The 24,349-nt window shown below is 73.8% G+C and carries 27 protein-coding genes; 9 read left to right on the top strand and 18 right to left on the bottom strand.

The window, feature by feature from the left end; translation table 11 throughout:
- Positions 1-61: 61 nt before the first annotated feature.
- The 3 genes from ACIBTV_RS22810 to ACIBTV_RS22820 all read left to right on the top strand — a co-directional run bounded on the left by ACIBTV_RS22810 (position 62) and on the right by ACIBTV_RS22820 (position 2,999).
- Entirely contained in the window at positions 62-655 is a 594-nt protein-coding gene (locus tag ACIBTV_RS22810; RefSeq protein ID WP_091596010.1) for an ECF transporter S component, read from the top strand.
- Between the two features lie 131 nt (positions 656-786).
- On the top strand, positions 787-2,202 hold the full coding sequence (locus ACIBTV_RS22815; RefSeq protein WP_396707838.1) for an ABC transporter ATP-binding protein: 1,416 nt from the start codon (positions 787-789) through the stop codon (positions 2,200-2,202).
- Positions 2,199-2,999, top strand: coding sequence for an energy-coupling factor transporter transmembrane component T family protein (locus tag ACIBTV_RS22820; RefSeq protein WP_396707840.1), 801 nt, complete (start codon positions 2,199-2,201; stop codon positions 2,997-2,999). The genes ACIBTV_RS22815 and ACIBTV_RS22820 overlap by 4 nt, the downstream gene beginning before the upstream one ends.
- Before the next feature lie 47 nt (positions 3,000-3,046).
- Here ACIBTV_RS22820 and ACIBTV_RS22825 read toward each other — a convergent pair whose 3' ends face one another.
- Positions 3,047-3,295: a hypothetical protein gene (locus tag ACIBTV_RS22825; protein WP_396707841.1), complete on the bottom strand. Its 249-nt coding sequence runs from the start codon at positions 3,293-3,295 to the stop codon at positions 3,047-3,049.
- A 308-nt stretch (positions 3,296-3,603) separates the two neighbouring features.
- On the opposite strand from ACIBTV_RS22825, the gene ACIBTV_RS22830 reads away from it, so the two are divergent.
- Together ACIBTV_RS22830 and gndA are read left to right on the top strand one after the other, a co-directional pair.
- Positions 3,604-3,900 (top strand): MTH1187 family thiamine-binding protein, encoded by a 297-nt coding sequence (locus ACIBTV_RS22830; RefSeq protein WP_396707843.1) that lies wholly within the window; start codon positions 3,604-3,606, stop codon positions 3,898-3,900.
- A 96-nt stretch (positions 3,901-3,996) separates the two neighbouring features.
- On the top strand, positions 3,997-5,439 hold the full coding sequence (gene gndA / locus ACIBTV_RS22835) for an NADP-dependent phosphogluconate dehydrogenase (protein WP_396707845.1): 1,443 nt from the start codon (positions 3,997-3,999) through the stop codon (positions 5,437-5,439).
- 129 nt (positions 5,440-5,568) lie between these two features.
- On the opposite strand, the gene ACIBTV_RS22840 is transcribed toward gndA, so the two are convergent.
- The 4 genes from ACIBTV_RS22840 to recO all read right to left on the bottom strand — a co-directional run bounded on the left by ACIBTV_RS22840 (position 5,569) and on the right by recO (position 7,942).
- A complete protein-coding gene (locus tag ACIBTV_RS22840) occupies positions 5,569-5,796 on the bottom strand; it encodes a thioredoxin reductase (RefSeq protein ID WP_396707847.1) in 228 nt (75 codons plus the stop codon).
- Positions 5,797-6,043: 247 nt separating this feature from the next.
- Positions 6,044-6,229: a hypothetical protein gene (locus tag ACIBTV_RS22845; protein ID WP_396707848.1), complete on the bottom strand. Its 186-nt coding sequence runs from the start codon at positions 6,227-6,229 to the stop codon at positions 6,044-6,046.
- Positions 6,230-6,323: 94 nt separating this feature from the next.
- Positions 6,324-7,136 (bottom strand): isoprenyl transferase, encoded by an 813-nt coding sequence (locus ACIBTV_RS22850; RefSeq protein WP_396707850.1) that lies wholly within the window; start codon positions 7,134-7,136, stop codon positions 6,324-6,326.
- Positions 7,133-7,942 carry a DNA repair protein RecO gene (gene recO / locus ACIBTV_RS22855; RefSeq protein ID WP_396707851.1) on the bottom strand — a complete coding sequence of 270 codons (810 nt, stop codon included), beginning with the start codon at positions 7,940-7,942 and terminating at the stop codon, positions 7,133-7,135. The genes ACIBTV_RS22850 and recO overlap by 4 nt, the downstream gene beginning before the upstream one ends.
- A 102-nt stretch (positions 7,943-8,044) precedes the next feature.
- On the opposite strand from recO, the gene ACIBTV_RS22860 reads away from it, so the two are divergent.
- Positions 8,045-8,884 carry a DUF4097 family beta strand repeat-containing protein gene (locus tag ACIBTV_RS22860; RefSeq protein WP_396707853.1) on the top strand — a complete coding sequence of 280 codons (840 nt, stop codon included), beginning with the start codon at positions 8,045-8,047 and terminating at the stop codon, positions 8,882-8,884.
- Here ACIBTV_RS22860 and ACIBTV_RS22865 read toward each other — a convergent pair.
- The 8 genes from ACIBTV_RS22865 to ACIBTV_RS22900 form a co-directional block, all read right to left on the bottom strand.
- On the bottom strand, positions 8,871-10,079 hold the full coding sequence (locus tag ACIBTV_RS22865; protein ID WP_396707855.1) for an acyltransferase: 1,209 nt from the start codon (positions 10,077-10,079) through the stop codon (positions 8,871-8,873). The two genes, ACIBTV_RS22860 and ACIBTV_RS22865, sit on opposite strands and share 14 nt — an antisense overlap.
- Before the next feature lie 212 nt (positions 10,080-10,291).
- Positions 10,292-11,188, bottom strand: coding sequence for a GTPase Era (era, locus tag ACIBTV_RS22870; RefSeq protein WP_396707971.1), 897 nt, complete (start codon positions 11,186-11,188; stop codon positions 10,292-10,294).
- An 8-nt stretch (positions 11,189-11,196) separates the two neighbouring features.
- A complete protein-coding gene (locus tag ACIBTV_RS22875) occupies positions 11,197-11,583 on the bottom strand; it encodes a cytidine deaminase (protein ID WP_396707857.1) in 387 nt (128 codons plus the stop codon).
- Entirely contained in the window at positions 11,576-12,991 is a 1,416-nt protein-coding gene (locus ACIBTV_RS22880) for a hemolysin family protein (RefSeq protein WP_396707972.1), read from the bottom strand. The genes ACIBTV_RS22875 and ACIBTV_RS22880 overlap by 8 nt, the downstream gene beginning before the upstream one ends.
- Positions 12,967-13,440: an rRNA maturation RNase YbeY gene (ybeY, locus tag ACIBTV_RS22885; RefSeq protein ID WP_396707859.1), complete on the bottom strand. Its 474-nt coding sequence runs from the start codon at positions 13,438-13,440 to the stop codon at positions 12,967-12,969. Before ybeY ends, ACIBTV_RS22880 begins: the two co-directional genes overlap by 25 nt.
- A gap of 18 nt (positions 13,441-13,458) precedes the next feature.
- Positions 13,459-14,517 (bottom strand): PhoH family protein, encoded by a 1,059-nt coding sequence (locus tag ACIBTV_RS22890; protein ID WP_396707861.1) that lies wholly within the window; start codon positions 14,515-14,517, stop codon positions 13,459-13,461.
- Between the two features lie 193 nt (positions 14,518-14,710).
- Positions 14,711-16,087: a serine hydrolase domain-containing protein gene (locus ACIBTV_RS22895; protein ID WP_396707862.1), complete on the bottom strand. Its 1,377-nt coding sequence runs from the start codon at positions 16,085-16,087 to the stop codon at positions 14,711-14,713.
- Positions 16,084-16,443, bottom strand: a complete 360-nt coding sequence (locus tag ACIBTV_RS22900) for a histidine triad nucleotide-binding protein (RefSeq protein WP_396707864.1) — start codon at positions 16,441-16,443, stop codon at positions 16,084-16,086. Before ACIBTV_RS22900 ends, ACIBTV_RS22895 begins: the two co-directional genes overlap by 4 nt.
- A gap of 67 nt (positions 16,444-16,510) precedes the next feature.
- Between ACIBTV_RS22900 and ACIBTV_RS22905 the strand changes: the two genes are divergently transcribed.
- Positions 16,511-17,272, top strand: coding sequence for an SDR family NAD(P)-dependent oxidoreductase (locus ACIBTV_RS22905; protein ID WP_396707866.1), 762 nt, complete (start codon positions 16,511-16,513; stop codon positions 17,270-17,272).
- A gap of 188 nt (positions 17,273-17,460) precedes the next feature.
- Here the strand turns inward: ACIBTV_RS22905 and ACIBTV_RS22910 are convergent, their stop codons facing one another.
- From ACIBTV_RS22910 to hrcA, 3 genes are all read right to left on the bottom strand, one after another.
- The gene (locus ACIBTV_RS22910) at positions 17,461-18,195 is read right to left on the bottom strand and encodes a 16S rRNA (uracil(1498)-N(3))-methyltransferase (protein WP_396707868.1); all 735 of its coding nucleotides are present in this window, start codon (positions 18,193-18,195) and stop codon (positions 17,461-17,463) included.
- A gap of 113 nt (positions 18,196-18,308) precedes the next feature.
- On the bottom strand, positions 18,309-19,454 hold the full coding sequence (dnaJ, locus tag ACIBTV_RS22915) for a molecular chaperone DnaJ (protein WP_396707973.1): 1,146 nt from the start codon (positions 19,452-19,454) through the stop codon (positions 18,309-18,311).
- A gap of 58 nt (positions 19,455-19,512) precedes the next feature.
- Positions 19,513-20,535, bottom strand: a complete 1,023-nt coding sequence (hrcA, locus tag ACIBTV_RS22920) for a heat-inducible transcriptional repressor HrcA (protein WP_091595968.1) — start codon at positions 20,533-20,535, stop codon at positions 19,513-19,515.
- A 233-nt stretch (positions 20,536-20,768) separates the two neighbouring features.
- Between hrcA and ACIBTV_RS22925 the strand changes: the two genes are divergently transcribed.
- Positions 20,769-21,404: a DUF4870 domain-containing protein gene (locus tag ACIBTV_RS22925; protein WP_396707870.1), complete on the top strand. Its 636-nt coding sequence runs from the start codon at positions 20,769-20,771 to the stop codon at positions 21,402-21,404.
- 57 nt (positions 21,405-21,461) lie between these two features.
- Here ACIBTV_RS22925 and hemW read toward each other — a convergent pair whose 3' ends face one another.
- A complete protein-coding gene (gene hemW / locus ACIBTV_RS22930) occupies positions 21,462-22,685 on the bottom strand; it encodes a radical SAM family heme chaperone HemW (RefSeq protein ID WP_396707975.1) in 1,224 nt (407 codons plus the stop codon).
- Between the two features lie 19 nt (positions 22,686-22,704).
- On the opposite strand from hemW, the gene ACIBTV_RS22935 reads away from it, so the two are divergent.
- Positions 22,705-23,505: an enoyl-CoA hydratase-related protein gene (locus tag ACIBTV_RS22935; protein WP_396707872.1), complete on the top strand. Its 801-nt coding sequence runs from the start codon at positions 22,705-22,707 to the stop codon at positions 23,503-23,505.
- Positions 23,506-23,584: 79 nt separating this feature from the next.
- Here the strand turns inward: ACIBTV_RS22935 and ACIBTV_RS22940 are convergent, their stop codons facing one another.
- Entirely contained in the window at positions 23,585-24,349 is a 765-nt protein-coding gene (locus ACIBTV_RS22940) for an SDR family NAD(P)-dependent oxidoreductase (protein WP_396707874.1), read from the bottom strand.

The raw sequence follows: 24,349 nt of genomic DNA on the forward strand, positions 1-24,349 counted from the left end.
CCGGTCCCACCGGGCGCGGCGTGCGTCTTCTCCTGGTTCCTCGCCTGAACTGGGAGCGATCATGACAGACACCACCTCCACGAACCGTTGGCGGACGATCGACATCGTCGTGGCCTCGGTCATCGCGGTCGCGTTCGGCGTCATCTTCTGGGCCTGGGGCCTGGTCTGGAGCGCCACCGACGCGGCCTTCGCGTTCTTCCCGCCCGCGCAGACACTGATCTATGGCGTCTGGCTGGTGCCGGCCGTGCTCGGCGGCCTGGTGATCCGCAAGCCGGGGGCGGCCCTCTACTGCGAGACGGTGGCGGCGATCCTCTCCGCCCTGCTGGGCAGCCAGTGGGCGAGCATCGTCATCCTCCAGGGCCTCATGCAGGGCATCGGCGCCGAGCTGGCGTTCGCGGCCTTCCGCTACCGCTCGTTCCGGCTGCCGACCGCGCTGCTGGCCGGCGCGCTGACCGGCCTGAGCGCCGCGATCTTCGACTTCGTCTACTGGAACGTCGAGACCGATCTGACCAGCTACCGCATCCCGTACGCGCTGCTCACCGTCGTCAGCGCGACCGTGGTGGCGGGCGTCGGCGGCTGGGCCCTGACCCGCGCGCTGGCCAACACCGGCGTCCTGGACCGCTTCCCCGCCGGCCGCGAACGCGCCGCGATCTGACCTGAGCCGCCCTCCCCGACCCTCGTTGATCATGAAGTTGTCGCTCCGACACACCGTCGCGAAGTGCACCAACTTCATGATCGACAGGATGGGGGCCCGGAGGGCGGGCGGATGTTGAGGGGGGTGAGTTGGTGGCGGCGGTGAGTCTGCGGGGGTTCGGGTGGCGGCACGCCGGGCGAAAGCGCTGGGCGGTCCGGGGCCTGGACCTGCGCGTCGAGAGCGGCGAGCGGGTGCTGCTGCTCGGGCCCTCCGGCGCGGGTAAGAGCACCCTCCTCGCGGCCCTCGCCGGGCTGCTTCCCGAGGACTCCGGCGAGCAGGAGGGCAGCATCGAGATCGACGGGCTGGACCCGCGCAAGGGGCGGGAGCGGGTCGGCATCGTCTTCCAGGACCCGGAGAGCCACCTGGTCATGGCCCGCAGCGGCGACGACGTCGCGTTCGGGTTGGAGAACCGGGGCATACCGAGCGCCGAGATCTGGCCCCGGGTCGACGAGGCGCTGCACCGGGTCGGCTTCCCCTACGACCGGGACCGGCTTACCGCGGCGCTCTCCGGGGGCGAGCAGCAGCGACTCGCCCTGGCCGGCGTCCTGGCCCTGCGCCCCCACCTGCTGCTGCTCGACGAGCCGACCGCCAACCTCGACCCGGCCGGCGCCGCGCTGGTCCGCTCGGCGGTCGCCGGCGCGCTCGACACCGACACCACGCTGATCCTGGTCGAGCACCGGGTGGCCGACGCCCTGCCCCTGGTGGAGCGGGTGGTGGTGCTCGAACCGGGCGGCGGCGTTCGCGCCGACGGCGCCCCCGACGAGGTCTTCCGCGTCCACGGTGACGCGCTCGCCGCCGAAGGGGTGTGGGTGCCCGGCCGGACCGTGTCGCCCCGCCGCGCCGCCACGACCCCCGGCGACCCGCTGGTCACCGCCGAACGGCTCGGTCTGCCGCCCCGGCTGGCCGCGACCGACCTGACCGTACGCGCCGGCGAGGCGCTCGCCGTGCTCGGTCCGAATGGGGCCGGCAAATCCACGCTGGCGCTGCTGTTGGGCGGGCTGATGCGGCCGGGCACCGGCACGGTGACCGCGAGTCCCACGCTGGCCGGCCGGGACGCGCGTACTCCCCCGCACCGCTGGCGGGCCCCCGCCCTGGCCGGGCGGATCGGCTCCGTCTTCCAGGACCCGGAGCACCAGTTCGTCACGAGCACCGTCTTCGACGAGTTGGCGCTCGGGCCCCGCCGCACCGGACGCCCCGAGGCGGAGATCCGCTCCATAGTGGACGGGTTGCTCGACCGGCTGCGGCTGGGTGCGCTGGCGCGGGCCAACCCGTACACCCTGTCGGGTGGCGAGAAGCGGCGGCTGAGCGTGGCGACCGCCCTGGCCACCGCGCCCCGGTTGCTCGTCTGCGACGAGCCGACCTTCGGTCAGGACCGGCGGACCTGGCGGGAGCTGGTCGACCTCTTCGCCGAGCTGCGTGACGCCGGCCACGGGGTGGTCACCGTCACCCACGACCCGGAGTTCGTCGCCGCGCTGGCCGACCGGCGGCTCACCCTGGAGCGACCGTGATCAGCCTCGAGCCGGTCGCCGTGCCCGGGGCGCCGCTGGCCCGGCGCAACCCGGTGGCCAAGCTGGCGGCGGCGCTGGTGTTCTCGTTCGTGCTGGTCGCCACGCTCGACCCGGTCGCGCCGGCGATCGCCATCGCGGTCGAGTTGGCGTTGCTGCCGCTCTTCGGCGTCCGCTACCGGGCGTTGGCCCGACGCACCTGGCCGCTGCTGGTCAGCGCCGTCGGCATCGTGGTCACGCTGGTGCTCTTCGCCGCCGACCGCTCGGGCCGGGTGCTGGTCGAGGCCGGCCCCGCCGTGGTCACCTCCGGGGTGCTGCTGACCGCGCTCGGTCTGGTGCTGCGGATGTTCGCGGTGGCGCTGCCCGGCGTGATCGTGTTCGCCACCACCGACCCGACCGACCTCGCCGACGCCCTGGTGCAGAACGCGAAGGCGCCGGCCCGGTTCGCCATCGGCGCGCTCGCGGCGTTCCGGTTGCTGCCGCTGCTCGGCCAGGAGTGGCAGATGATCAGCATGGCCCGGCGGGCGCGCGGGGTGGAGGCCGGCCGCAATCCGCTGGCGAAGCTGCGGCTCTTCGTCTCGACCGCGTTCACCCTGCTCGTCGGCGCGATCCGGCGGGGCACCCGGCTGGCCGTGGCGATGGACGCGCGCGGCTTCGACGCCGGCACCCCGCGTACGGTGGCCCGGCGCCAGCGGTTCACCACCGCCGACGCCCTCCTCGTGGCCGGCGCGACGGCGCTCGCCGGGGCGGCCCTGACCACGAGCATCCTCCTCGGCACCTTCCGCCCGCTGATCGGCTGACCCGCGGGTGCGGTCCGCCAACCGACGGCGGACCGCACCGGGGCCGGTCAGCTGCGCCGGAACGCGTACCGGCGGGGCTGCGCGGACCGCTGGCCACCGCGCCCACCGGCTGACCGGCCATGGGCCACCGGCGGGCCGGCCTTCGGCGCGACCGGCCGGGCCGCCGCAGCGGCGTCGAGCGGTGGCGCCGACACCGGCGTCACGGCCAGCTGGTCGAGGTCGGGCGGCGTCAGCGCCGCGACGCTCGGCGACGTCTTCGGGCTACGGATCTTCTTCGGGTTACGTCTGGCGGGCATCCGGGCCTCCTTCTCGGCGAACCGGCCGGCGGGCGCGACCGCAACGGTCGCGGCGGCCGGGGACGGTCGCGGTTGGGCGGGAACCGGGCTGGCTGGCAGCCGCGGTCACGACGGACGGGGACGGATCCCGGGATCGACCACGACGGACACCGCCGCCTCGGCGGCAGGTGGGAATGGGACGCCCGGGAGCGCACAGACCGCGCACACGGGGGCGGGCCGGCTCGGAAGATGGGGCGTCACTTACGCATACCCGCACGCTATCCGGTGCCCGGCGGGCGCGCACGCGAATTACCTGACACGATCGGCCCATGCTGATCGCGTTCTCGATCACCCCGCTCGGCGTCGGCGACTCCGTGGGCGACCTGGTCGCCGAGGCGGTGCGGGTGGTCCGCGAGTCCGGCCTGCCCAACCGGACCGACGCCATGTTCACCACCGTCGAGGGCGAGTGGGACGAGGTGATGGCGGTCGTGAAGCGGGCGGTCGACGCGGTCGCCGCGCAGGCCCCGCGGGTGAGCGTCGTCCTCAAGGCGGACGTACGCCCCGGCGTGGCCGACGCGCTCACCGGCAAGGTGGCCCGGGTGGAGGCGCGACTCGCCGAGGGGTGACCGCCCGGTGACCGGCTGTCGACGCCCGGCCACGCGCTGCCGGGCGCCGCGATAGGTTCGAGATCGCGGACAGCGACAGCGAGAGGTGGCGCAGGCATGGCGGAGCAGTCGACGGCACAGATCGGGGTCACCGGCCTGGCGGTGATGGGCCGCAACCTGGCCCGCAACCTGGCCCGCAACGGGTTCACGGTGGCGGTGCACAACCGCTCTCCCGAGCGCACCCGCAGCCTGGTCGCCGAACACGGCGACGAGGGGCGGTTCGTGCCCGGCGAGTCGATGGCGGAGTTCGTCGCCTCGTTGGAACGCCCCCGCGCGGTGATCGTGATGGTCAAGGCCGGCGCGCCCACCGACGCCGTCATCGACGAGTTGGTGCCGCTGCTCGACCCGGGTGACATCGTGGTGGACTGCGGCAACGCGCACTTCGCCGACACCCGCCGCCGTGAGGAGGCCCTGCGCGAGCACGGGCTGCACTTCGTCGGCACCGGCGTCTCCGGCGGCGAGGAGGGCGCGCTGCACGGACCGAGCATCATGCCGGGCGGCTCGGAGGAGTCGTACCGGAAGCTCGGGCCGATCTTCGAGAAGATCGCCGCCCAGGTGGACGGCGTGCCCTGCTGCCGGCACATCGGCCCCGACGGCGCCGGCCACTTCGTGAAGATGGTGCACAACGGCATCGAGTACGCCGACATGCAGCTCATCGCCGAGGCGTACGACCTGCTCCGGGCCGGTCTCGGCGCGGAGCCGGCGGAGATCGCGGAGATCTTCCGGACCTGGAACGGCGGCGAGCTGGAGTCCTTCCTCATCGAGATCACGGCGGACGTGCTGGCGCACACCGACGCGGCCACCGACCGCCCGTTCGTCGACGTCGTGCAGGACCGGGCCGAGCAGAAGGGCACCGGCCGGTGGACGGTGCAGAGCGCGCTGGACCTGGGCATCCCCATCACCGGCATCGCCGAGGCGACCTTCGCCCGCTCGCTGTCCGGCCACGTCGACCAGCGCGAGGCGGCCCGTCGGGCGTTCGCCGACACGGGGAGCACGTGGCAGGTGGACGACCGGGACGCCTTCGTCGAGGACGTCCGCCGCGCGCTGTTGGCGTCGAAGATCGTCGCGTACGCGCAGGGCTTCGACCACATCCGCGCCGGCAGCCAGGAGTACGACTGGAACATCGACCTCGGCGGCACCGCCACCATCTGGCGGGGCGGCTGCATCATCCGGGCCCGCTTCCTGGACCGGATCCGTCAGGCGTACGACGAGCAGCCCGACCTGCCGACGCTGCTGGTCGCGCCGTGGTTCGCCGACACCGTCGGCGCGGGCGTGCCCAGCTGGCGCCGGGTGGTGGCGGACGCGGCCCGCGCCGGGGTGCCCACCCCCGCGTTCGCCTCGTCGCTGTCCTACTTCGACGCCTTGCGGGCCGAGCGACTGCCCGCCGCGCTGATCCAGGGGCTGCGGGACAACTTCGGCGCCCACACCTACCACCGGGTCGACCGGGAGGGCACCTTCCACACCCTCTGGGCGGGCGACGGCTCCGAAGTGGAGGCGTGACCGGCGCTCGTTCGCCCCACTTCGACCGTCGGGCCGGCGGGCTTCCCGCCGGCCCGCGCGCTCACCAGACCGGCGGGCCTTTCACCGGCCCGCGCTCACCAGGCCGGGCGGCCGTTCACCGGCCCGCGCTCACCAGGCGCGCTGCTGGGTGTCGGGCTCGACGGGTGCCCAGGTCAGCGCCGGCTCCCCGGTGGCCAGTTCGCCGATCTCGCCGGAGCGCACCTGCGGAGCGTGACCGAGCTCGGCGCAGTGCCGCTCGGCCACCTCGGCGCAGATCTCGGCCACCTGCTCGCTGATCGGGTCGTCCAGGTCGGCGGCGTTCAACGCGACCATCATCTTGTACCGGAGATCCCGCATCCCCACCCCCGAGCCGAGCGCGCACCCACGACGCCCCCACCGAGAATCCTATTCGCGCAAACCCCCACCCATCCCCCATTCCCGCACCCACCCCCCGGCCCACCCACCCCCCGGCCCACCCCGACGCCGAGTGGATCATGCAGTTGTGGTGCCTGACTGATACCGATACGCGGCTTTCGCGAGGCACCACAACTGCATGATCGACGCGATCATGGGGGCACGCCTGGGAGGAGGGGTGCCGGGGGCGTTACCAGAACCGGCGGCGCTTGGCCTTCTGCGGGCGCAGGGTGTCGGCGCCCTTGGCGAGCAGGCGGGACACCCCGGAGGGGCCGCGACGCGCCTCCAGCGCGTGGCTGAGCCGGCGTGCGCCGGCCGCCGCCAGCGGCACGGCTACCGCCATCAGCGCCCACTGGGCGATGCGCTTCTGGATCATGTGGGTCTCACCTCCGTCAGTGGCTCCTGGGGAGAGTGATACCCAGCGTGACGCCCGGATAAGCCTCCGTCGACGCCAGGCCCCCGCCGAAGGGTCAGATCTGGGGCGCCACCGGGTTGGGCAGCGCGCCACCGAAGCGCCGGTCCCGCTGGGCGTACAGCTCGCAGGCGTACCAGAGGTGCCGACGGTCGAAGTCGGGCCAGAGCGTGTCGAGGAAGACCAACTCGGCGTACGCGGTCTGCCACAGCAGGAAGTTGGAGGTGCGCTGCTCGCCGGAGGGGCGCAGGAAGAGGTCCACCTCGGGGATCTCCGGGTGGTAGAGGTACTTCGACACGGTCTTCTCGGTGACCTTGTCCGGGTCGAGTCGGCCGGCCGCCACGTCCCGGGCGATCGCGGCGGCCGCGTCGGCGATCTCCGCCTGGCCGCCGTAGTTGACGCAGAACTGCAGGGTCAGCGTCGAGTTGCCGCGCGACATCTCCTCGGCGGTCTGCAGCTCCGAGATGACGCTCTTCCAGAGTCGGCCGGCCCGACCGGACCAGACCACCCGTACGCCGAGGTCGACGAGCTGGTCACGACGTCGGCGGATCACGTCGCGGTTGAAGCCCATGAGGAAGCGGACCTCCTCCGGGGAGCGCCGCCAGTTCTCGGTGGAGAAGGCGTACGCCGACAGGTAGGGGATGCCCATCTCGATGGCGCCCTCGATGGTGTCGAAGAGCGAGTGCTCCCCCGCCTCGTGCCCCTTGGTGCGGGGCAGCCCGCGGTCCTTGGCCCAGCGGCCGTTGCCGTCCATGACCACGGCGACGTGCCGGGGCAGCGCCTCGGACGGCAGTGCGGGCGGGCGGGCACCGGAGGGGTGCGGTGTCGGCGGCACCGGCTCGCGGCGGGCGGACCTGGTCGTACGGATCATTCTTGTCTCCCCCTGTTCGCGCCGTCGCCCCCGGGGGTCGGGCCACCCCGGTCGACCAGCGGCAGCGAGCGTAGCGCGCGTTCCAGATGCCATTGCAGGTGCGCCGCCACCAGCCCACTGCACTCGCGGCGGGTCCCGGGCTCGGTGGCGTCGGCGACCCGCCAGTCACCGGTGCTGAGCGCGGACATCAGGTCGATGGTCGCCGGCGCGGGATGGGCGGCGCCGGGGGGCCGGCAGTCCGGGCAGACCGCGCCCCCGGCGGGGATGGAGAAGGCCCGGTGCCGCCCCGGCGTGCCGCAGACCGCGCAGGCGACCAGGGCCGGCGCCCATCCGGCGAGCGCCATCCCGCGCAGCAGGTACGCGTCGAGCACCAGCGTGGTGGCGTGGCTGCCGTCGGCGAGCGCCCGCAGCGCGCCGAGGGTGAGTTGGAACAGCCGCAGCGACGGCTCGCGCTCGACGGGGGTGAGCCGTTCGGCGGTCTCGGCGATGGCGCTGGCGGCGGTGTAGCGCGGGTAGTCCCCGAGGAACCGTTTGCCGTAGAGGTCGATGCCCTCGACCTGGCTCACCGTGTGCAACGAACTGCCCTGGTTGCCCTTGGGGTCGCCGGCGAGTTGGAGGTCGACGTGCCCGAACGGCTCCAGCCGTGCGCCGAACTTGCTGGTGGTGCGCCGGACGCCCCGGGCGACCGCGCGGAGCCGGCCGTGCCGGCGGGTGAGCAGCGTGATGATCCGGTCGGACTCGCCGAGCTTCTGCACGCGCAGCACCACCGCGTCGTCGCGGTAGAGCTGTCGGCGGTAACCGGCCATCAGGCCATTCTCCCTCGGGGTACGAAATCAGGGTCCGTTCGGGGTGGCGGGCCGGACGAACCCCGATGCGCCGGGTGCCGGGGCGGCCGTAGCGTGCTCGCCATGGCCCTGCTCCGCACCACCACCGACCGCGCCCTGCCGCACGCCCCGGCCCGCGACGTGGGCAGGCGCCGCCGGGTCGCACCGGTCGCGCTGGGCACGGCCACGGCTCTCATCGTCCTCACCGGGTGTGACAACCTGGCGTACCGCCGGCTGGACTTCACCGACACCGAGACGGCCCGGATCAGCACGATCCGCGTGCTGCCCGGCGCGGGGGACGTGGTGGTCCGGGCGACCGGTCCGGCCGGGGAGGTACGGGTCAAGCGGGTGGTGCGCTACCAGGGCGCCCAGCCGGAGGCGAAGTACCGGATCACGGGCGAGGAACTGGTGCTGGACACGGAGTGCGGCTCGCGGTGCAGCATCTCCTACGAGGTGATCGCCCCGGCGGGCGTGGCCGTTCGCGGCGAGTCCGGCTCCGGTGACGTCGAACTGAGCCGGGTGGGCGCGGTGGAGATGCAGCTGGGCTCCGGCAACGTACGCCTCACCGGCGCCAGTGGCCCGGTCCGGGTGGAGACGGGCTCGGGTGACATCGACGTGTCCGAGGTCACCGGGTCGCTCAACCTGCGGGCGTCCTCGGGCAACATCTCGGCCCGGCGGCTGACCGGCCAGGTCGACGCGGAGGCGAAGTCCGGGGACGTCGACGTGCAGCTGGACCAGCCGGTGTCCGCCCGGGCGCACGCGTCCAGCGGCAACGTGAGCCTGAGCGTCCCGGCCGGCCGCTACCGGGTGCGGTCCAGCGCCGACTCCGGCGACGTCACCGTCGGGGTCGCCGACGACCCCGCCGCCACCCTGGTCCTCGACGTCACCACGGGCAGCGGCGACGTCACGATCACCCAGCGTTGACGTCCGCGTCCGCGTCAGCGGGGGCGCGGGGGGCGGGCACGCGCGCCGGGCCGCCGGCCGATCCGGCGTACGGACCGGACGAGTTCCCGCCGGGGGGCGGGTTGGCGCCGCCGACGGCCGCACCCACGGGCACCGGACGCGCGGCGGCACCGGCCGGCGGTGGGCTGGTCGGAGGCGCCCCGGCCGGCACGGACCGGCGGCTCCCCGGGATGAGTTCGGGGCGCCGGCGGGCGGCCACGTCCTCGACCCAGCCCACCGCGAGCGTCACCACGCCCACGAGCGCGAAGACGAGCACCACCCGGATGGCCAACCCGAGCGGGTCCTGGTGGGACCAGCCCACGACGTCGACGAGCGGTGTCAGCGCGACGACGAACGGCATGTGCCACAGGTAGATGGTGAGCGCCCGCCGGTTGACGACGGTCACCGCACGGTCGAACAGGGCGCTGCGCGCGATCCAGTCCGCGCCGGCCGGGCCGCGGCCGAGCACGACGAGGATGAACGCGGCGGACCAGAGCGCGTTGCCGAGGTGGATGTCGTTCAGGTCGTACCCGCGCGGTCCCGGGTGGGTGACGATCCACGCCCCGCCCGCCGCCGCGAGGAGCGCCGCCGTCGGGACCAGCACCCGGTTCGCCATCCGGCGCAGCATCCCCGCGTGGTGGGCGAAGCCGAGCAGCCACGCGCCGAAGTAGAGCCCGAACTCCCGGGCGATCCCGGGTGCGGTCGCCCAGATCCCGGACTCGATGGCCGCGAGCAGGGCGTACGGGGCGAGCAGGGTGGGCAGCGGCGCCCGGCGGAACAGCCAGAGCGCGACCGGTGAGGCGAGCACGAACCAGAGGTAGTCGCGCAGGTACCAGATCACGCTGAGCGCCAACGCTCCCCAGTAGTTGGCCGGCGGGTCCGAGACGGGGAAGAGCCAGAGCAGCACGCGCGGGGTGAGGGGGAGCCCGCTGAGCAGCATCGCCGGCACGAAGACCGCGGCCAGCACCCACAGCGACGGTAGGAGACGACGCAGCCGACGGACCACCGCGGCGGGCCCGGACCGCTCCAGCGATGCCGCCATCAGCGAACCGGCCAGCGCGAACATCACCGACATGGCCGGGAAGACCAGGGTCAGCGCGGCCCAGCCGGTGACGTGGTAGACGACGACTCGGACGATGGCCAGAAAGCGGAGCAGGTCCAGGTATCTGTTTCGCATCAGCCTGCATCTGTGTCGGGGGCACGGGCGCCAATGTCTCCTACCCTCCGCCGGACCGCCGGCAAACAGCCAGCGCCCCGACCAGAAGTGAGACTCCCCATACCTTCGACCGATGACGACCATGCCCGTCGCCCGACGCCCGGACGCCCGAAGTGGACCCGGAGCGAGCCGTTCGGCCGACGGACGTCGCCGGCCGAACCCCTACGAAACCGTCAGAAGCCGAGCTTGCGCAGCTGCTTCGGGTCGCGCTGCCAGTCCTTGGCGACACGAACGTGCAGGTCGAGGTAGATCCGCGTGCCGAGCAACTCCTCGATCTGCCGGCGGGCGGTCGTGCCGACCTCCTTCAGCCGGCTTCCCCGGTGACCGATCACGATCGCCTTCTGGCTGGGTCGCTCGACGTACACGTCGGCGTAGATCCGGAGGAGTTGACCCTCGGGGATCATCTCCTCCACCACCACCGCGATGGAGTGCGGCAGCTCGTCGCGGACGCCCTCCAGGGCCGCCTCCCGGATCAGCTCGGCGACCATGACCTGCTCCGGGTCGTCGGTGAGCATGTCGTCCGGATAGAGCTGCGGCGACTCCGGCAGGTAGCCGGTCATCACGTCGACGAGCGTGTCCACCTGGTGCCCGGAGACCGCGCTGACGGGCACCACGTCGGCGAATTCGGCCAGCTCGCTGACCGCCAGCAACTGCTCGGCCAGCCGCTTCCGGTCGACGAGGTCGGTCTTGGTGACGACGGCGAGCACGGTGGCCTTCAGGCTGGCCAACTCGCCGGTGATGAACCGGTCGCCCCGGCCGATCGGCTCGTTCGCGGGGATGCAGAGACCGATCACGTCGACCTCGCTCCACGTCTCGCGGACCAGGTCGTTGAGCCGCTCGCCGAGCAGCGTACGCGGGCGGTGCAGGCCCGGCGTGTCGACCAGCACGAGCTGCGACTCGGGGCGGTGCAGCACGGCCCGGATGACGTGCCGGGTGGTCTGCGGCTTGTTCGAGGTGATCGCGATCTTCTGACCGATGATCGCGTTGGTGAGCGTCGACTTGCCCGCGTTCGGCCGCCCCACGAAGCAGGCGAAACCGGCCCGGTAGGGCCGCTCCTGCGGGCCCGCCACCGGCCCGCTCACTCGGCCACCGTGCCGAGGACGGTGCCGTCCGGCGCGGCGACGTGGATCGGCGCGTCGGCGGCGAGGTCGCGGACGGCGGCGTGCCCCGCCCCGTCGAGCGTCGACGCCTCGGTGACCACCACGGCGGCCTCCAACCGGCTCGCGCCGGCGGCCACCGCCGAGGCGACCGCGAGCTGCAGCGCGGTGAGCGCGAGCGACGGCAGGGCCACGCTCGCCGCCGCGTACGTCCGACCGTCCTGGTCGCGGACGGCCGCGCCCTCCACGGCACCCACGCGGGCGCGGGCTCCCCGGGCCAGGACGACCAGCTTGGCGTCCTCGGCGCTCAGCTCGACCGGCGCGGACGGGGCGGGCCGGGCGGCGGGCACGGCGGACGACTCAGGCATCGGCGGGTTGCCTCTCCTCGGCTCGGTTCTGATCGTTGCGGGGCTCGGCGGACTCGCCGCGCCCCGGACCTTCCTGCTCGTCGGTCGGCTCGACCCGGCTCACGAGCACCGTGTCGATCCGGTTGCGCCGGCCGGTGGTGCCCTCGGCGATCAGCCGGAGGCCGGCCATCTCGACCTGCGCCCCCGGGATCGGCACCCGGCCCAACGACTGGGCGAGCAGACCGCCGACCGTCTCCACCTCGTCGGTGGGGAGTTCGGTGTCGAACAGCTCGCCCAGGTCCTCGACCGGGAGCCGGGCGGTGACCCGCACCGACCCGTCCGCCAGGCGTTCGACCGGCGGGCGCTCGACATCGTACTCGTCGGTGATTTCGCCGACGATCTCCTCCAGGATGTCCTCGATCGTGACGAGGCCGCCGGTGCCACCGTATTCGTCGACGACGATGACCAGGTGGTTGCGGGCGGCCTGCATCTCGGAGAGCAGGTCGTCGACCGGCTTCGACTCCGGGACGAAGGTCGCCGGCCGCATCAGCTCGGCGACCGACAGCCGCTCCGCCGCGCCGTCGTCGCCGTTGACCCGCCGGATCAGGTCCTTCAGGTAGAGCACGCCCAGCACGTCGTCGACGCTCTCACCGATCACCGGGATCCGGGAGAAACCGGAGCGGAGGAAGAGCGCGAGCGCCTGGGAGAGCGTCTTGCCCTCCTCGATCCACACCATCTCGGTGCGCGGCACCATCACCTCGCGGGCGATCGTGTCACCCAGGGCGAAGACGGAGTGGATCATCTGCCGCTCGCCGTGCTCCACCACGCCGCGCTGCTCGGCCAGGTCGACCAGCTCCCGCAGCTCCAGCTGCGTGGCGAACGGGCCCTCCCGGAAACCACGACCGGGGGTGACCGCGTTGCCGATCAGGATCAGCAGTGAGGCGAGCGGGTTGAGCGCCCGGCCCAGCCAGCGGACCAGCGGGGCCACCGCGCGGCCCACCGGATAGGCGTGCTGCCGCCCGAGGGTGCGCGGGGCCACCCCGACCACCACGAAGCTGACCACCGTCATCGCGCCGGCGGTGACCAGCGCCGCCCGCCAGCCCGCGCCGAAGGTGTCCACCGCGACCAGCGCCACCAGCGTGGTGGCGGTCAGTTCGGCGAGCAGCCGCAGCAGCAGGAGCAGGTTGAGATGGCGTACGACGTCGCCGGCCAGGGCCTGCAGCGCCCTGGCCCCGCGGGCGCCGTCCCGGGCGAGTTCGGCGGCGCGGGCCGGCGAGACCGCGGCGAGCGCCGCCTCGGTCATCGCGATCAGCCCGGCCAGCACCACCAGCCCGGCGGCGAACGCGAGCAGTTGCAGGTCCGGCAGGCCGGCGGTGGCGCCGGCGGCGGACGCCTGGACGGTCATCACTGGGACCGGCTCGACCGCCAGCTGGACAGCAGTCGGGCCTGGAGCGTGAACATCTCCCGCTCCTCCTCCGGCTCGGCGTGGTCGTAGCCGAGCAGGTGCAGCACACCGTGCACCGTGAGCAGGTGCAGCTCGTCGGCGGCGGAGTGGCCGGCCGCGGCCGCCTGCTTGGCCGCCACCTCGGGGCAGAGCACGATGTCGCCGAGCAGGGCGGGCTCACCGCCGGCCGGGGCGCTCTCGCCCGGTCCGTGGTCGACGCTGCCCTCGTCCATGGGGAACGCGAGCACGTCGGTCGGCCCGTCACCACCCATCCAGCGGTGGTTGAGCTCGGTCATGTAGTCGATGTCGACCAGCAGCACGGACAGCTCGGCGAGGGGGTTGACCCCCATCTCGTCGAGGGCGTGGCGGGCGACGGCCAGCACGGCGTCGGTGTCGACCTCGACACCCGACTCGTTGGCGATCTCGATGGACAACTGAATTCTTCCCCTGATCTAGCGGCGCCGGCCGGAACGACCGCCCTGGGCGGCCCGCCCCGGCACGGCGTGCACGCTCTGCGCCTGCTGGTTCTCCCGCTCGGCATCCCAGCGGGCGTACGCGTCGACGATCTCCCCGACCAGCCGGTGCCGGACCACGTCGGAGCTGGACAGCTGCGCGAAGTGGACGTCCTCGACTCCGGCGAGGATGTCCCGGACCATACGCAGGCCGCTCGTCGTCCCGCCCGGCAGGTCGACCTGGGTGACGTCACCGGTCACCACGATCTTCGAACCGAAGCCGAGACGGGTGAGGAACATCTTCATCTGCTCGGGTGTGGTGTTCTGCGCCTCGTCCAGGATGATGAAGGCGTCGTTCAACGTCCGCCCACGCATGTACGCCAGCGGCGCGACCTCGATCGTCCCCGCCGCCATCAGCTTCGGGATGGAGTCCGGGTCGAGCATGTCGTGCAGCGCGTCATAGAGCGGCCGCAGGTACGGGTCGATCTTCTCGTTGAGGGTGCCGGGCAGGAAGCCCAGCCGCTCACCCGCCTCGACCGCGGGACGGGTGAGGATGATCCGGTTGACCTGCTTGGCCTGGAGCGCCTGGACGGCCTTCGCCATCGCCAGGTAGGTCTTGCCGGTGCCGGCGGGACCGATGCCGAAGACGATCGTGTGCGCGTCGATCGCGTCGACGTAGCGCTTCTGCCCGAGCGTCTTGGGGCGGATGGTGCGGCCGCGCCGGGAGAGGATGTTGAGCGTCAGGACCTCGGCGGGCCGCTCGGCGCTGCCCTGCTCGAGCATGCCGACGGTACGCCGGACGGCGTCAGTGGTCAGGGTCTCGCCTTTCTCGATGAGTTCGAGCAGCTCGGTGAAGAGTCGCTCGGCGAGGGCGTTGTCCGCCGGCGCGCCGGTGATGGTGATCTCGTTGCCGCGGACGTGCACGTCACTGTTGACCGAGCGCTCGACGAGTCGCAGGATCTCGTCACCCGCGCCGAGCAGGTTGACCATGATCTTCGGATCGGGGACGGTGATCCGAGTCTGCACCTGGGGCGGGCCGGGAGGTGGGGTGCCGGTCATAGGTCGGGCCGAGGGGCCCTGTGCCACCTGCTCTCGATCTCTGCGCCGGCCCTGGTGGCGCGGCGTACGGACGTTCCACCCATCGTATCGGTTCAACAGCGCTGCCACCGCGTGCATTTCCGCGACCCGGAACCCGGGTGGCGGGCGGGCGGAACCCGGAGGAAACAGGCGGATTCCCCCGGGTTCGCGTCCGTCAGGCGCCCGCGCGGAAGTCGTACCGGTCGAAGGTCTCCTGGTGGCGGGTGAACCGGTAGGTCGCCCAGTGCATCCGCACCACGACGCCGTCGTCGTCGCGGGTCAGCCGCAGCAGCTCACCCACCTCCCGGCCGGAGACGGTGCGGAACACGTCCGGCTGGTCGGGCAGCGGCGCGAACACCGCCGGCGGCCGGCCGGACGCGTCGTCCGCCCCACGCGCCCGCAGCGTCCCGTCGTGCCACGAGAAGACGTACTCGTAGCCCTCACCCCACCAGCGGCCCAGCAGGCCGCGCAGGGCCTCCGGCGCCGGCGGGCCGGGCCGCCACGGCTCGATCTCGGCCGGGTCGTGCTCGACGGCGGCGGCGAGGAGCCGGTGCGGCAGGTCGAGGGCCTCCGCCGCGGTGCCCGAGGAGACCAGCACCGCCGCGCCCATCGCGGCCGGCGTGCCCTCCCCGCCGCGCCGGCCGTACGCCGCGGCCAGGAAGCCCGGCATGGCCCCGTCGTGCCCCACGTGCATCACCCGCCCGCCCTGCGGCACCAGGATCAGGCCGAGCCCGAAGCCGCCACCCCAGAGCGCCTCGTCGGTCACCGTCACCGGCCAGCGCATCTCCTCCAGCGTGGCCGGGGCGAGCACCGCGCCCGTCGCGTCCAGGGCCGCCGGGTCGGCGAGGAACGCCGCCCACCGGGCCATGTCCCCGGCGGTGCTCCACAGCTGCGCGGCCGGGCCGACCGCGCCGAAGTCGGTCGGCGGCTCCGGGTGCGCCTCGTCGGAGTACGCGTCGACCAGGAACCCGGTCGCCGCGCGCCGGCCCGGCGCCACCGTGGTCGTGGTCAGCCCCAACGGGATCAGCACCCGCTCGGTGAGCACCTCCGCCCAGGTGCCGCCGCGCAGCTGACCCACCAGCCGGCCCAGCAGCGCCATCCCGAGGTTGGAGTAGTGGTAGCGGCGACCCGGCGGCAGCACCCGCTCGGCCCGGGCCAGCTCCGCCAGCAACTGCTCCGCGTCCGGGGCGCGCAGGGTGTCCCACACGTCGCCGTACGGCTCCCGCTGCAGCCCGGAGGTGTGCGAGAGCAGCCGGCGCACGGTCAGCTCGCCGTGCGCCGGCACGTCCAGGTGCCGGCCGATCGGGTCGTCCAGGTCGAGCAGGCCGTCGTCGCGGCACTGCATCGTCAGCACCGCGGTGAAGGTCTTCGTGACCGAGCCGATCCGGAACCGGGTCTGCGGGTCGAGGGCCGTCTCGTTCCCGGTCCAGCCCACCGTGCAGGTCCACAGCGGCCGGTCGGCCCGGTGAAGCGCCGCCGACACGGCCGGGACCCGGGCCTTCGCCTGGACCTGGCGCACCATCCGCGCCAGCCGGTCCGCCGCCGACGTCACGCGAGATCCCGGGCCAGCATCGGGCCGAGCGGCGCGCCGCCCAGCAGGTGCGCGTGCGCGTGGAAGACCTCCTGGCCGCCGTACGCCCCGGTGTTGAACATCAGCCGGAAACCGTCGCCGAGCAGGCCCTCGTCCTCGGCCACCGCGGCGGCCGTGGCCAGCACCTCGCCGGCCAGCGCCGGGTCGCCCTGCGCGAGCGTGGCGACGTCCGCGTAGTGCTCCTTCGGAATGATCAGCACGTGTACGGGTGCCTTCGGTGCGATGTCGCGGAACGCGAGCGTGGTCGGGGTCTCCCGGACGACGGTGGCCGGGATCTCCCCGGCGACGATGCGGCAGAAGAGGCAGTCGGTTCCCATCGGGGCAGCCTAAGCGCTGCCCCGGGGGCCGGTGAGCGAAGCCGGGCCGCTCGGGCATGATGGCCGCGTGACTTCACGGGCGGTGCTGGTGACGGGGGGCTCGCGCGGTATCGGGCGGGCGGTGGTGCGGGCCTTCGCGGCCGGCGGTGACCGGGTGGCGATCCACCACCGGGACTCGGCGGAGCTGGCCGAGAAGCTCCGCGCGGAGCTGCCCGGCGACGGGCACGTGGTGGTCCGGGCCGACCTCGCCGACCCGGACGCGGTCCGCGCGATGGTGGACGAGGCCGCGCAGCGGCTGGGCGGCCTCGACGTGCTGGTGAACAACGCCGGCGTCTTCGGGCCGGCCGACCCGCCGCACCCCGTCTTCGACAGCTCCTACGAGCAGTGGCGGCAGCGCTGGCGGGAGGTGCTGGACACCAACCTGTTCGGCGCGGCCAACGCCACCTGGTGCGCCGCCCAGCACATGCGCGAGCGGGGCGGCCGGATCGTCAACGTCTCCTCCCGGGGCGCCTTCCGGGGTGAGCCGGCCAACCCGGCGTACGGGGCGAGCAAGGCGGGGCTCAACGCCCTGGGGCAGTCGCTGGCCGTGGCGCTGGCCCCGTACGGCATCGCGGTCGCCACCGTGGCACCCGGCTTCGTCGAGACCGACATGACCAACGAGCACCTGAAGGCCGAGCGCGGTGCGGCCGTCCGCGCGCAGAGCCCGTTCAACCGGGTCGCGCGGCCGGAGGAGATCGCCGCCGCGGTGCACTGGCTCGCCTCCCCCGAGGCGGAGTGGGCCTCCGGCACCATCGTCGACCTGAACGGCGCCTCCTACCTGCGCAGCTGACCCCGCTCCCGCTCCCGCTCCCGCTCCCGCTCCCGCTCCCGCTCCCGCTCCCGACGATCATGCACTTGTGGTGCCCAGTATCAACCGCCTCGCCGCTTTTGTGCGGCACCACAACTGCATGATCGACGCCGGGCAGGGCGCGGGGCGCGGGCGCGGGGCGCGGGCGCGGGGCAGGGCAGCGGGCGCGGTTACCAGCGGGAGAGGCGGGTGGCGAGCACGCTCAGGGCGGCCACGCCCGCCGTGGAGGTGCGCAGCACCGACGGACCGAGGCGCACCGGGCGGGCGCCGGCCTCGGCGAAGGCGTCCAGCTCGGCCGGGGCGATGCCGCCCTCCGGCCCGACCACCAGCACGATCTCCCCCAGGTCGGGCAGGTCGGCGGTGGTGAGCCGTTCGTCGGCCTCCTCGTGGAGCACGAACGCGGCAGCGGCACCGGCGATCCGACGCGCCACCCGGGTGGTCGACTCGTCGGGGGCGCCGGCCACCACCGGCAGCCACGGACGGCGAGCCTGTTTCGCCGCCTCCCGCGCGGTCGCCACCCACTTGTCCCGGGCCCGTACGCCCCGGTCGCCGCGCCACTGCGCCACCGACCGGGATGCCGCCCAGGGGACGATCTCGTCGACGCCGACCTCGGTCATGGCCTGCACGGCCAGCTCGCCCCGGTCGCCCTTGGCGATGCCCTGCACCACCACGAGCCGCGGTACGGGCGCGTCCGCGTACGCCCGGGAGGTGACGTCGAGATCCAGACTTCCCCGGCCGACGGCGGTGACCACGGCGGTGGCGGTGCCGCCGTGGCCGTCGGCGAGCACCAGCTCCTCCCCGACCCGCAGCCGCTGCACGGTGGCCGCGTGGTGCCCCTCAGGGCCACCGAGGGTCAGGGAATCGGCGGTGGGCAGCGACTCGACGAGGAACAGTGGCGCGGACACGACGGTCAGGCTAGCCGCCCCGACGGACGCCGGGGCGGCTAGGCCACATCAAGACCCGACCACGTCAGGGCGAGGCCAGGATCAAGGCACGGCCAGGATGGAGGCCGGCCGGATCAGGCGTGACCGTTGAAGGCGTCGCGCATGCGGGAGAAGAAGCCGCCCTGCTTGCTCAGCTCGGCGACCTCCTCGCCCCGCGTCTTGGCGAACTCCCGCAGCATCCGCTCCTGGTCGGCGTCGAGCTTGGTGGGGGTGCGCACGTCGAGGTGGACGTAGAGGTCACCCCGGCCGGTGCCGCGCAGGTGCGGCACACCGCGGGCGCGCAGCCGCAGCGTGCTGGCCGGCTGCGTGCCGGGCTTCACGTCGACGGTCTCCTCGCTGTCCAGCGTCTTGATCGTCAGCCGGGTGCCGAGCGCCGCCGCGGTCATCGGCACGGTCACCCGGCAGTGCAGGTCGTCGCCCTTGCGCGAGTAGACGTCGTGTGGCCGCTCGTGGATCTCGACGTAGAGGTCGCCGGCGGTGCCACCGCCCGGGCCGACCTCGCCCTGCTGGGCCAGTCGGATCCGCATGCCGTCCTCGACGCCCGCCGGGATCTTCACGGTCAGCGAGCGGCGGGTACGCACCCGGCCGTCGCCGGCGCACGTCGGGCAGGGGTGCGGGATGGTGGTGCCGTAGCCCTGGCAGACGGTGCACGGCCGGGCGGAGACCACCTGGCCGAGGAAGGTGCGCTGCACCGACTGCACCTCACCGCGACCGCCGCACGCCTCGCAGGTGGCGAGGTGGGTGCCCGCCGCCGTGCCGGCGCCGGAGCAGGTGGTGCAGAGGACGGCCGTGTCGACGGTGATCGGCGCCTCGACGCCGAACGCCGTCTCGTGCAGGTCCAGTTCGAGGCGCAGGATCGCGTCGGCCCCCGGACGGGTACGCGGACGCGGGCCGCGCGAGCCGCCCGCCGCGCCCCCGAAGAAGGCGTCCATGATGTCCTGGAACCCGACGAACGGGCCGGCGCCGCCGGGGCCACCCGGGCCGCCGGCGCCCCCGCCACCCGGGGCGAGCGGGTCGCCACCCAGGTCGACGATCTGCCGTTTCCGGTCGTCCGAGAGGACCTCGTACGCGGCGTTGATGTCCTTGAACTTCTCCTGGGCCTCCGGATCCGGATTGACGTCCGGGTGGAACTGGCGCGCCAGCTTGCGGTAGGCGCGCTTGATCTCGTCGTCGGAGGCTCCCCGGCTCACACCGAGAATGCCGTAGTAGTCCCTGGCCACTGCGTTCCGTGTCCTCATGTTCGTCTCGCGTTGCGCCGGTCGTCGGCCTTGGCTGCGGTCAGTTCTGGGCCAGCAGGTCGCCCACGTAGCGTGCCACGGCCCGCACCGTGGCGATGGTGCCGGGGTAGTCCATCCGGGTCGGCCCCAGCACCCCCAGGCCACCGACGATGGTGGCGCCCGGCCCGTAGCCGGTGCTCACCACCGAGGCGGCGCGGAGGTTGTCGATCTCGTTCTCGTCGCCGATCAGCACCCGGGTGGTGCTGGGCTCGGTCTCGCCGATGAGCTTGAGCAGCACGACCTCCTCCTCGAGCGCTTCGAGGATCGGCCGCAGCGAGCCCTGGAAATCCAGCAGGCCACCCCGGGTCAGGTTGGCCGTGCCGGCGAGCGCGATCCGCTCCTCGTGGCGCTCGACCAGCGTCTCCAGCAGGACCGTGGCGAGGGTCGCCATGGCCGGACGCTGGTCGGGGCGGGCCTCGTCGACCAGCGCCTGCACCAGCGGCGGCGTGTCGGAGAACCGGCTGCCGACCAGCTTCTCGTTGACCAGCCGGCGCAGGTCGGTGACGTCGTCGGCGAGGATCGGCGCCGGCATCTCGACGAGCCGCTGCTCGACCCGCCCGGTGTCGGCGATCATGACCAGCATCAGCCGGGTGGTCGAGATGGGCACCAGCTCCAGGTGGCGGACCGTCGAGCGGGCCAGGCTGGGATATTGCACGACGGCGACCTGCCGGGTCAGCTGGGCCAGCAGGCGGACCGTGCGGTGCACCACGTCGTCCAGGTCGACGGCGCCGACCAGGAAGCGCTCGATCGCCCGGCGCTCGGCCGGGCTCAGCGGCTTGACGCGGGAGAGCCGGTCGACGAAGAGGCGGTAGCCGCGGTCGGTGGGCACCCGGCCGGCACTGGTGTGCGGCTGCCGGATGTAGCCCTCCTCCTCGAGCACCGCCATGTCGTTGCGGACCGTCGCCGGCGAGACACCCAGTTGGTGGCGCTCGACCAGCGCGCGGCTGCCGACCGGTTCCTGTGTCGCGACGTAGTCCTCGACGATCGCGCGGAGCACGGCGAGCTTCCGGTCGTCGAGACCCATCCTCCCCACCTCCTACGCGCATCGGCCGCCGCTGTGGGCGGCGGCGGACGACATCCTGGCACTCGTCTGTTGCGAGTGCCAGTCTACGTCGGCGAGCCCGCCGACGCGATGATCAACGACGGACCGCCGGTGCGGCCCCGCCCACGTCACCGCGGGACGCGGGCCGAACGGACCGGCGAGCCGGGCGATGTCGCTCTGGTGCGGCGTTGCCGACGGCCCCTACCGTGACATTCATGACTGAACCACCTCGCCCTCCCGGCGCCGCAGGGCCCGGCGACAACCAGCCGTATCCGCCGTCGGCCGCCCCCGGCCCGTCCGCCGGGGACGAACCCCCCACCGCACCACTGTCCGGGGCACCCGGCCCGGGCGGCTATCCCCCACCCGGTGGCTATCCGCCGCCCGCTGGTGACCAACCGTCGTCGGGCGGCTACCCACCCCCCGGTGGCGGCTACCCCCCGCCGGGCGGTGGCTACCCGACCGGTGGCTACGGCGGCGGTTACGGCGGCGCCCCCGGGGGCCCGTTCGGCGGCAACGAGGACAAGACCTGGGCGCTCGTCGCCCACTTCGGCGGTGCCGCCGGCATGTTCCTCAGCGCCGGGGTCCTCGGCTGGATCGCCCCGCTGGTCGCCCTGCTGGCCCGCGGCAACCAGTCACCGACCGTCCGGGCGCACGCCGTGTCGGCGCTCAACTTCCAACTGGTCTGGTCGATCGTGGGGCTGGTCGGCTGGGTGCTCTCCTGCATCCTGATCGGCTTCCTCGGTGTCGGCGCGGCGGTCATCCTCGGCACGCTCTTCGGCATCCTCGCCGGGATCAAGGCCAACGAGGGGCAGCTCTACCGCTACCCGATGTCCGTCAACCTCGTGAAGTGACCCCGGCCGGCCGCTCCCCCGGCCGGTCGGGCACCGCGCCTGCCCTGACCGACGCGGTCAGGGCAGCAGGTCACGCACGACGGCGTCGGCGAGCAGCCGCCCGCGCAGGGTGAGCACGGCGCGACCGGCGGCGTACTCGGCCGGGGCGAGCAGCCCGTCGGCCAGCGCCCGCTCGGCCCCGGCCCGCCCGGCGTCGTCGAGCACGTCCAGCGGCAGCCCCGAGGCGAGCCGCAGCCGCAGCATGACGTCCTCCATGTGCGCCTCGTCCCGGCTCAGCACCTCCCGGGCCAGGCCGGGTGACGCCCCGGCCGCCAGCCGCTGGGCGTACGCGGTCGGGTGCTTGACGTTCCACCAGCGCACCCCGCCGACGTGGCTGTGCGCCCCGGGCCCGAGGCCCCACCAGTCGGCTCCGCTCCAGTAGAGCAGGTTGTGCCGGCACCGGGCGGCGGGCGTACGGGCCCAGTTGGAGACCTCGTACCAGGAGAAGCCGGCCGCGTCGAGCGCGGCCTCCGCCGCCAGGTAGCGGTCCGCCGCCACGTCGTCGCTGGGGTACGCCAGCTCACCGCGCCGCATCCGGGCGGCGAGCCGGGTGCCGTCCTCGACGATCAGGGCGTACGCGCTGACGTGGTCGACGCCCGCGGCCACCACCTGGTCCAGCGAGGCGGCGAAGTCCTCAGCGCTCTCCCCCGGCGTCCCGTAGATCAGGTCCAGGTTGACGTGGTCGAAACCGGCGTCGCGCGCCTCCAGCGCGGCGGCGGTGGCCCGCCCGGCGCTGTGCGTACGGTCGAGGATCGCCAGCACCCCGGGCGAGGCGGACTGCATGCCCAGGGAGATCCGGGTGTAGCCGGCCGCGCGCAGCGTCTTGAGCGAGGCGGGGTTGACCGACTCGGGGTTGGCCTCGGTGGTCACCTCGGCGTCGGCGGCCAGCCCCCAGGTGCGGTCGATCGCGTCGAGGATCCGGGCCAGGTCGTCGGGCGGGAGCAGGGTGGGGGTGCCGCCGCCCACGAAGACGGTGTCGACCCGCTTCGGCGGGGTGTCGCCGAGCACCCGGGCGGCCAGCCGCAGCTCGGCGAGCACGGTGTCGGCGTACGCGTCCCGACTCGCCCCGCCGCCGAGCTCCGCGGCCGTGTACGTGTTGAAGTCGCAGTAGCCGCAGCGGCTGGCGCAGAACGGCACGTGGACGTACACGCCGAAGCCGCGCTCGCCGACCGCGGCAGTCGCCGTGGGCGGCAGCGATCCGTCGACGGGGACCGTCTCACCTTCTGGAAGCACGCCGGGCATGGCCACTAGTGTGCCCGGCATGACCTCTCCCGACGTGCTCGTGCGGGTCGCCACGGCCCGCGGGGTGACCACCCTCACCCTGGACAGCCCGCACAACCGCAACGCGCTCTCCACGCCGCTGATGAGGCAGCTGCTCGACGGGCTGGCCGCGGCGGTCGCGGACGAGGCCGTCCGGATGGTCGTGCTCGACCACACCGGGCCGGTCTTCTGCTCGGGAGCGGACCTGAAGGAGACCGCCGCCGCGTACGCCAGCGGGACCGTGCCGGCCGGGATGCTCGGTGACGTGCTGGCCGCGGTGTGGGAGTGCCCGAAGCCGGTGCTCGCCCGGGTGGCCGGGCCGGCCCGGGCCGGCGGGCTGGGTCTGATCGCGGCGGCGGACCTGGCGGTCTGCGCCGAGGAGGCGACCTTCGCCTTCACCGAGGTGCGGATCGGCGTGATCCCGGCGGTGATATCGGCGACCGTCCTGCCCCGGCTGCACCCGCGCGCCGCGGCCGAGCTGTACCTGACCGGGGACACCTTCGATGGCCGGCGGGCCGCCGAGATCGGGCTGGTGACGGCGGCCGTGCCGGCCGACGGGCTGGACGCCGCGGTGGAGCGGTACTGCGCCTCCCTGGTGCGCGGCGCCCCCGGCGCCTTGGCCGGGGCGAAGCGGCTGCTGCGCCGCCCCGCGGCCACCGACCTGCGGGCCGAGGTCGCCGACCTGGCCGCGCTGTCGACCACCTACTTCCTCTCCGACGAGGGGAGGGAGGGCGTGGCGGCCTTCCGGAGCAGGAGGCCGGCGCGGTGGGTGCCCGCTTCGGACGGGGATCACACCGCCTGACCCCGGGCCGGCCCGGCACTGGATCGGGACGGCGGCCGGGACGCGGCCCGTGTGGGCCGCGTCCCGGCCGCCGCTCGGCTCACCACGCGGTCGCGCCGCCGTCGACCGGGTAGTTCGCGCCGGTGATGTAGCCGGCGCGGTCGGAGGCGAGGAACACCACCAGCTCGGCGACCTCCTCGGGCCGGGCGAACCGCTTGAGCAGGGTCTTCGCGGTGACCGCGTCCCGCGCGGCCTGGTTGTCGCCCAGGTCGCGGTCGCTGGCCGGGGTCAGGATCGGCCCCGGGCTGATCGCCACCGCGCGGATCCCGCTCGGAGCGCCCTCCAGCGCGAGCTGCCGGGTCATGCCGATGATCCCGGCGTTCGCGGCGGCGTGCCCGACCATCGGCGGCACGGCACCACCGATCATGCCGGCCATGGACGCGGCGTTGATGATGACGCCGCCGCCGCGCCGCACCAGGTGCGGCCACGCGAACTTCGACACGTAGAAGGGAATGTCGAGTTCGCCGACGATGGTCGCCCGCCAGTCCTCGACCGAGAAGTCGGGCATCGGACCGAAGCGGAGCGCCGCCGCGTTGTTGTAGACGACGTCGAGCCCGCCGTACGCCGCTGCGGCCTCGTCGACGAACCGGCGTACCTGCTCCGGGTCGGTGAGGTCGACCGGCGCGATGGCGGTCATCTCGCCGCCCGCGCGGCGGACCAGTTCGGCGGTCTCGTTGTTGCCGTCGACCTGGATGTCCGCGCCGACCACCCGGGCGCCCTCGCGTGCGAAGGCCAGCGCCGCGACGCGGCCCACGCCGCCGCCGGTGCCGGTGATGAGCACGACCTTGCCGTCCAGCGTTCCCAT

This window comes from Micromonospora sp. NPDC049366, assembly GCF_044466625.1.
GTDB lineage: Bacteria > Actinomycetota > Actinomycetes > Mycobacteriales > Micromonosporaceae > Micromonospora.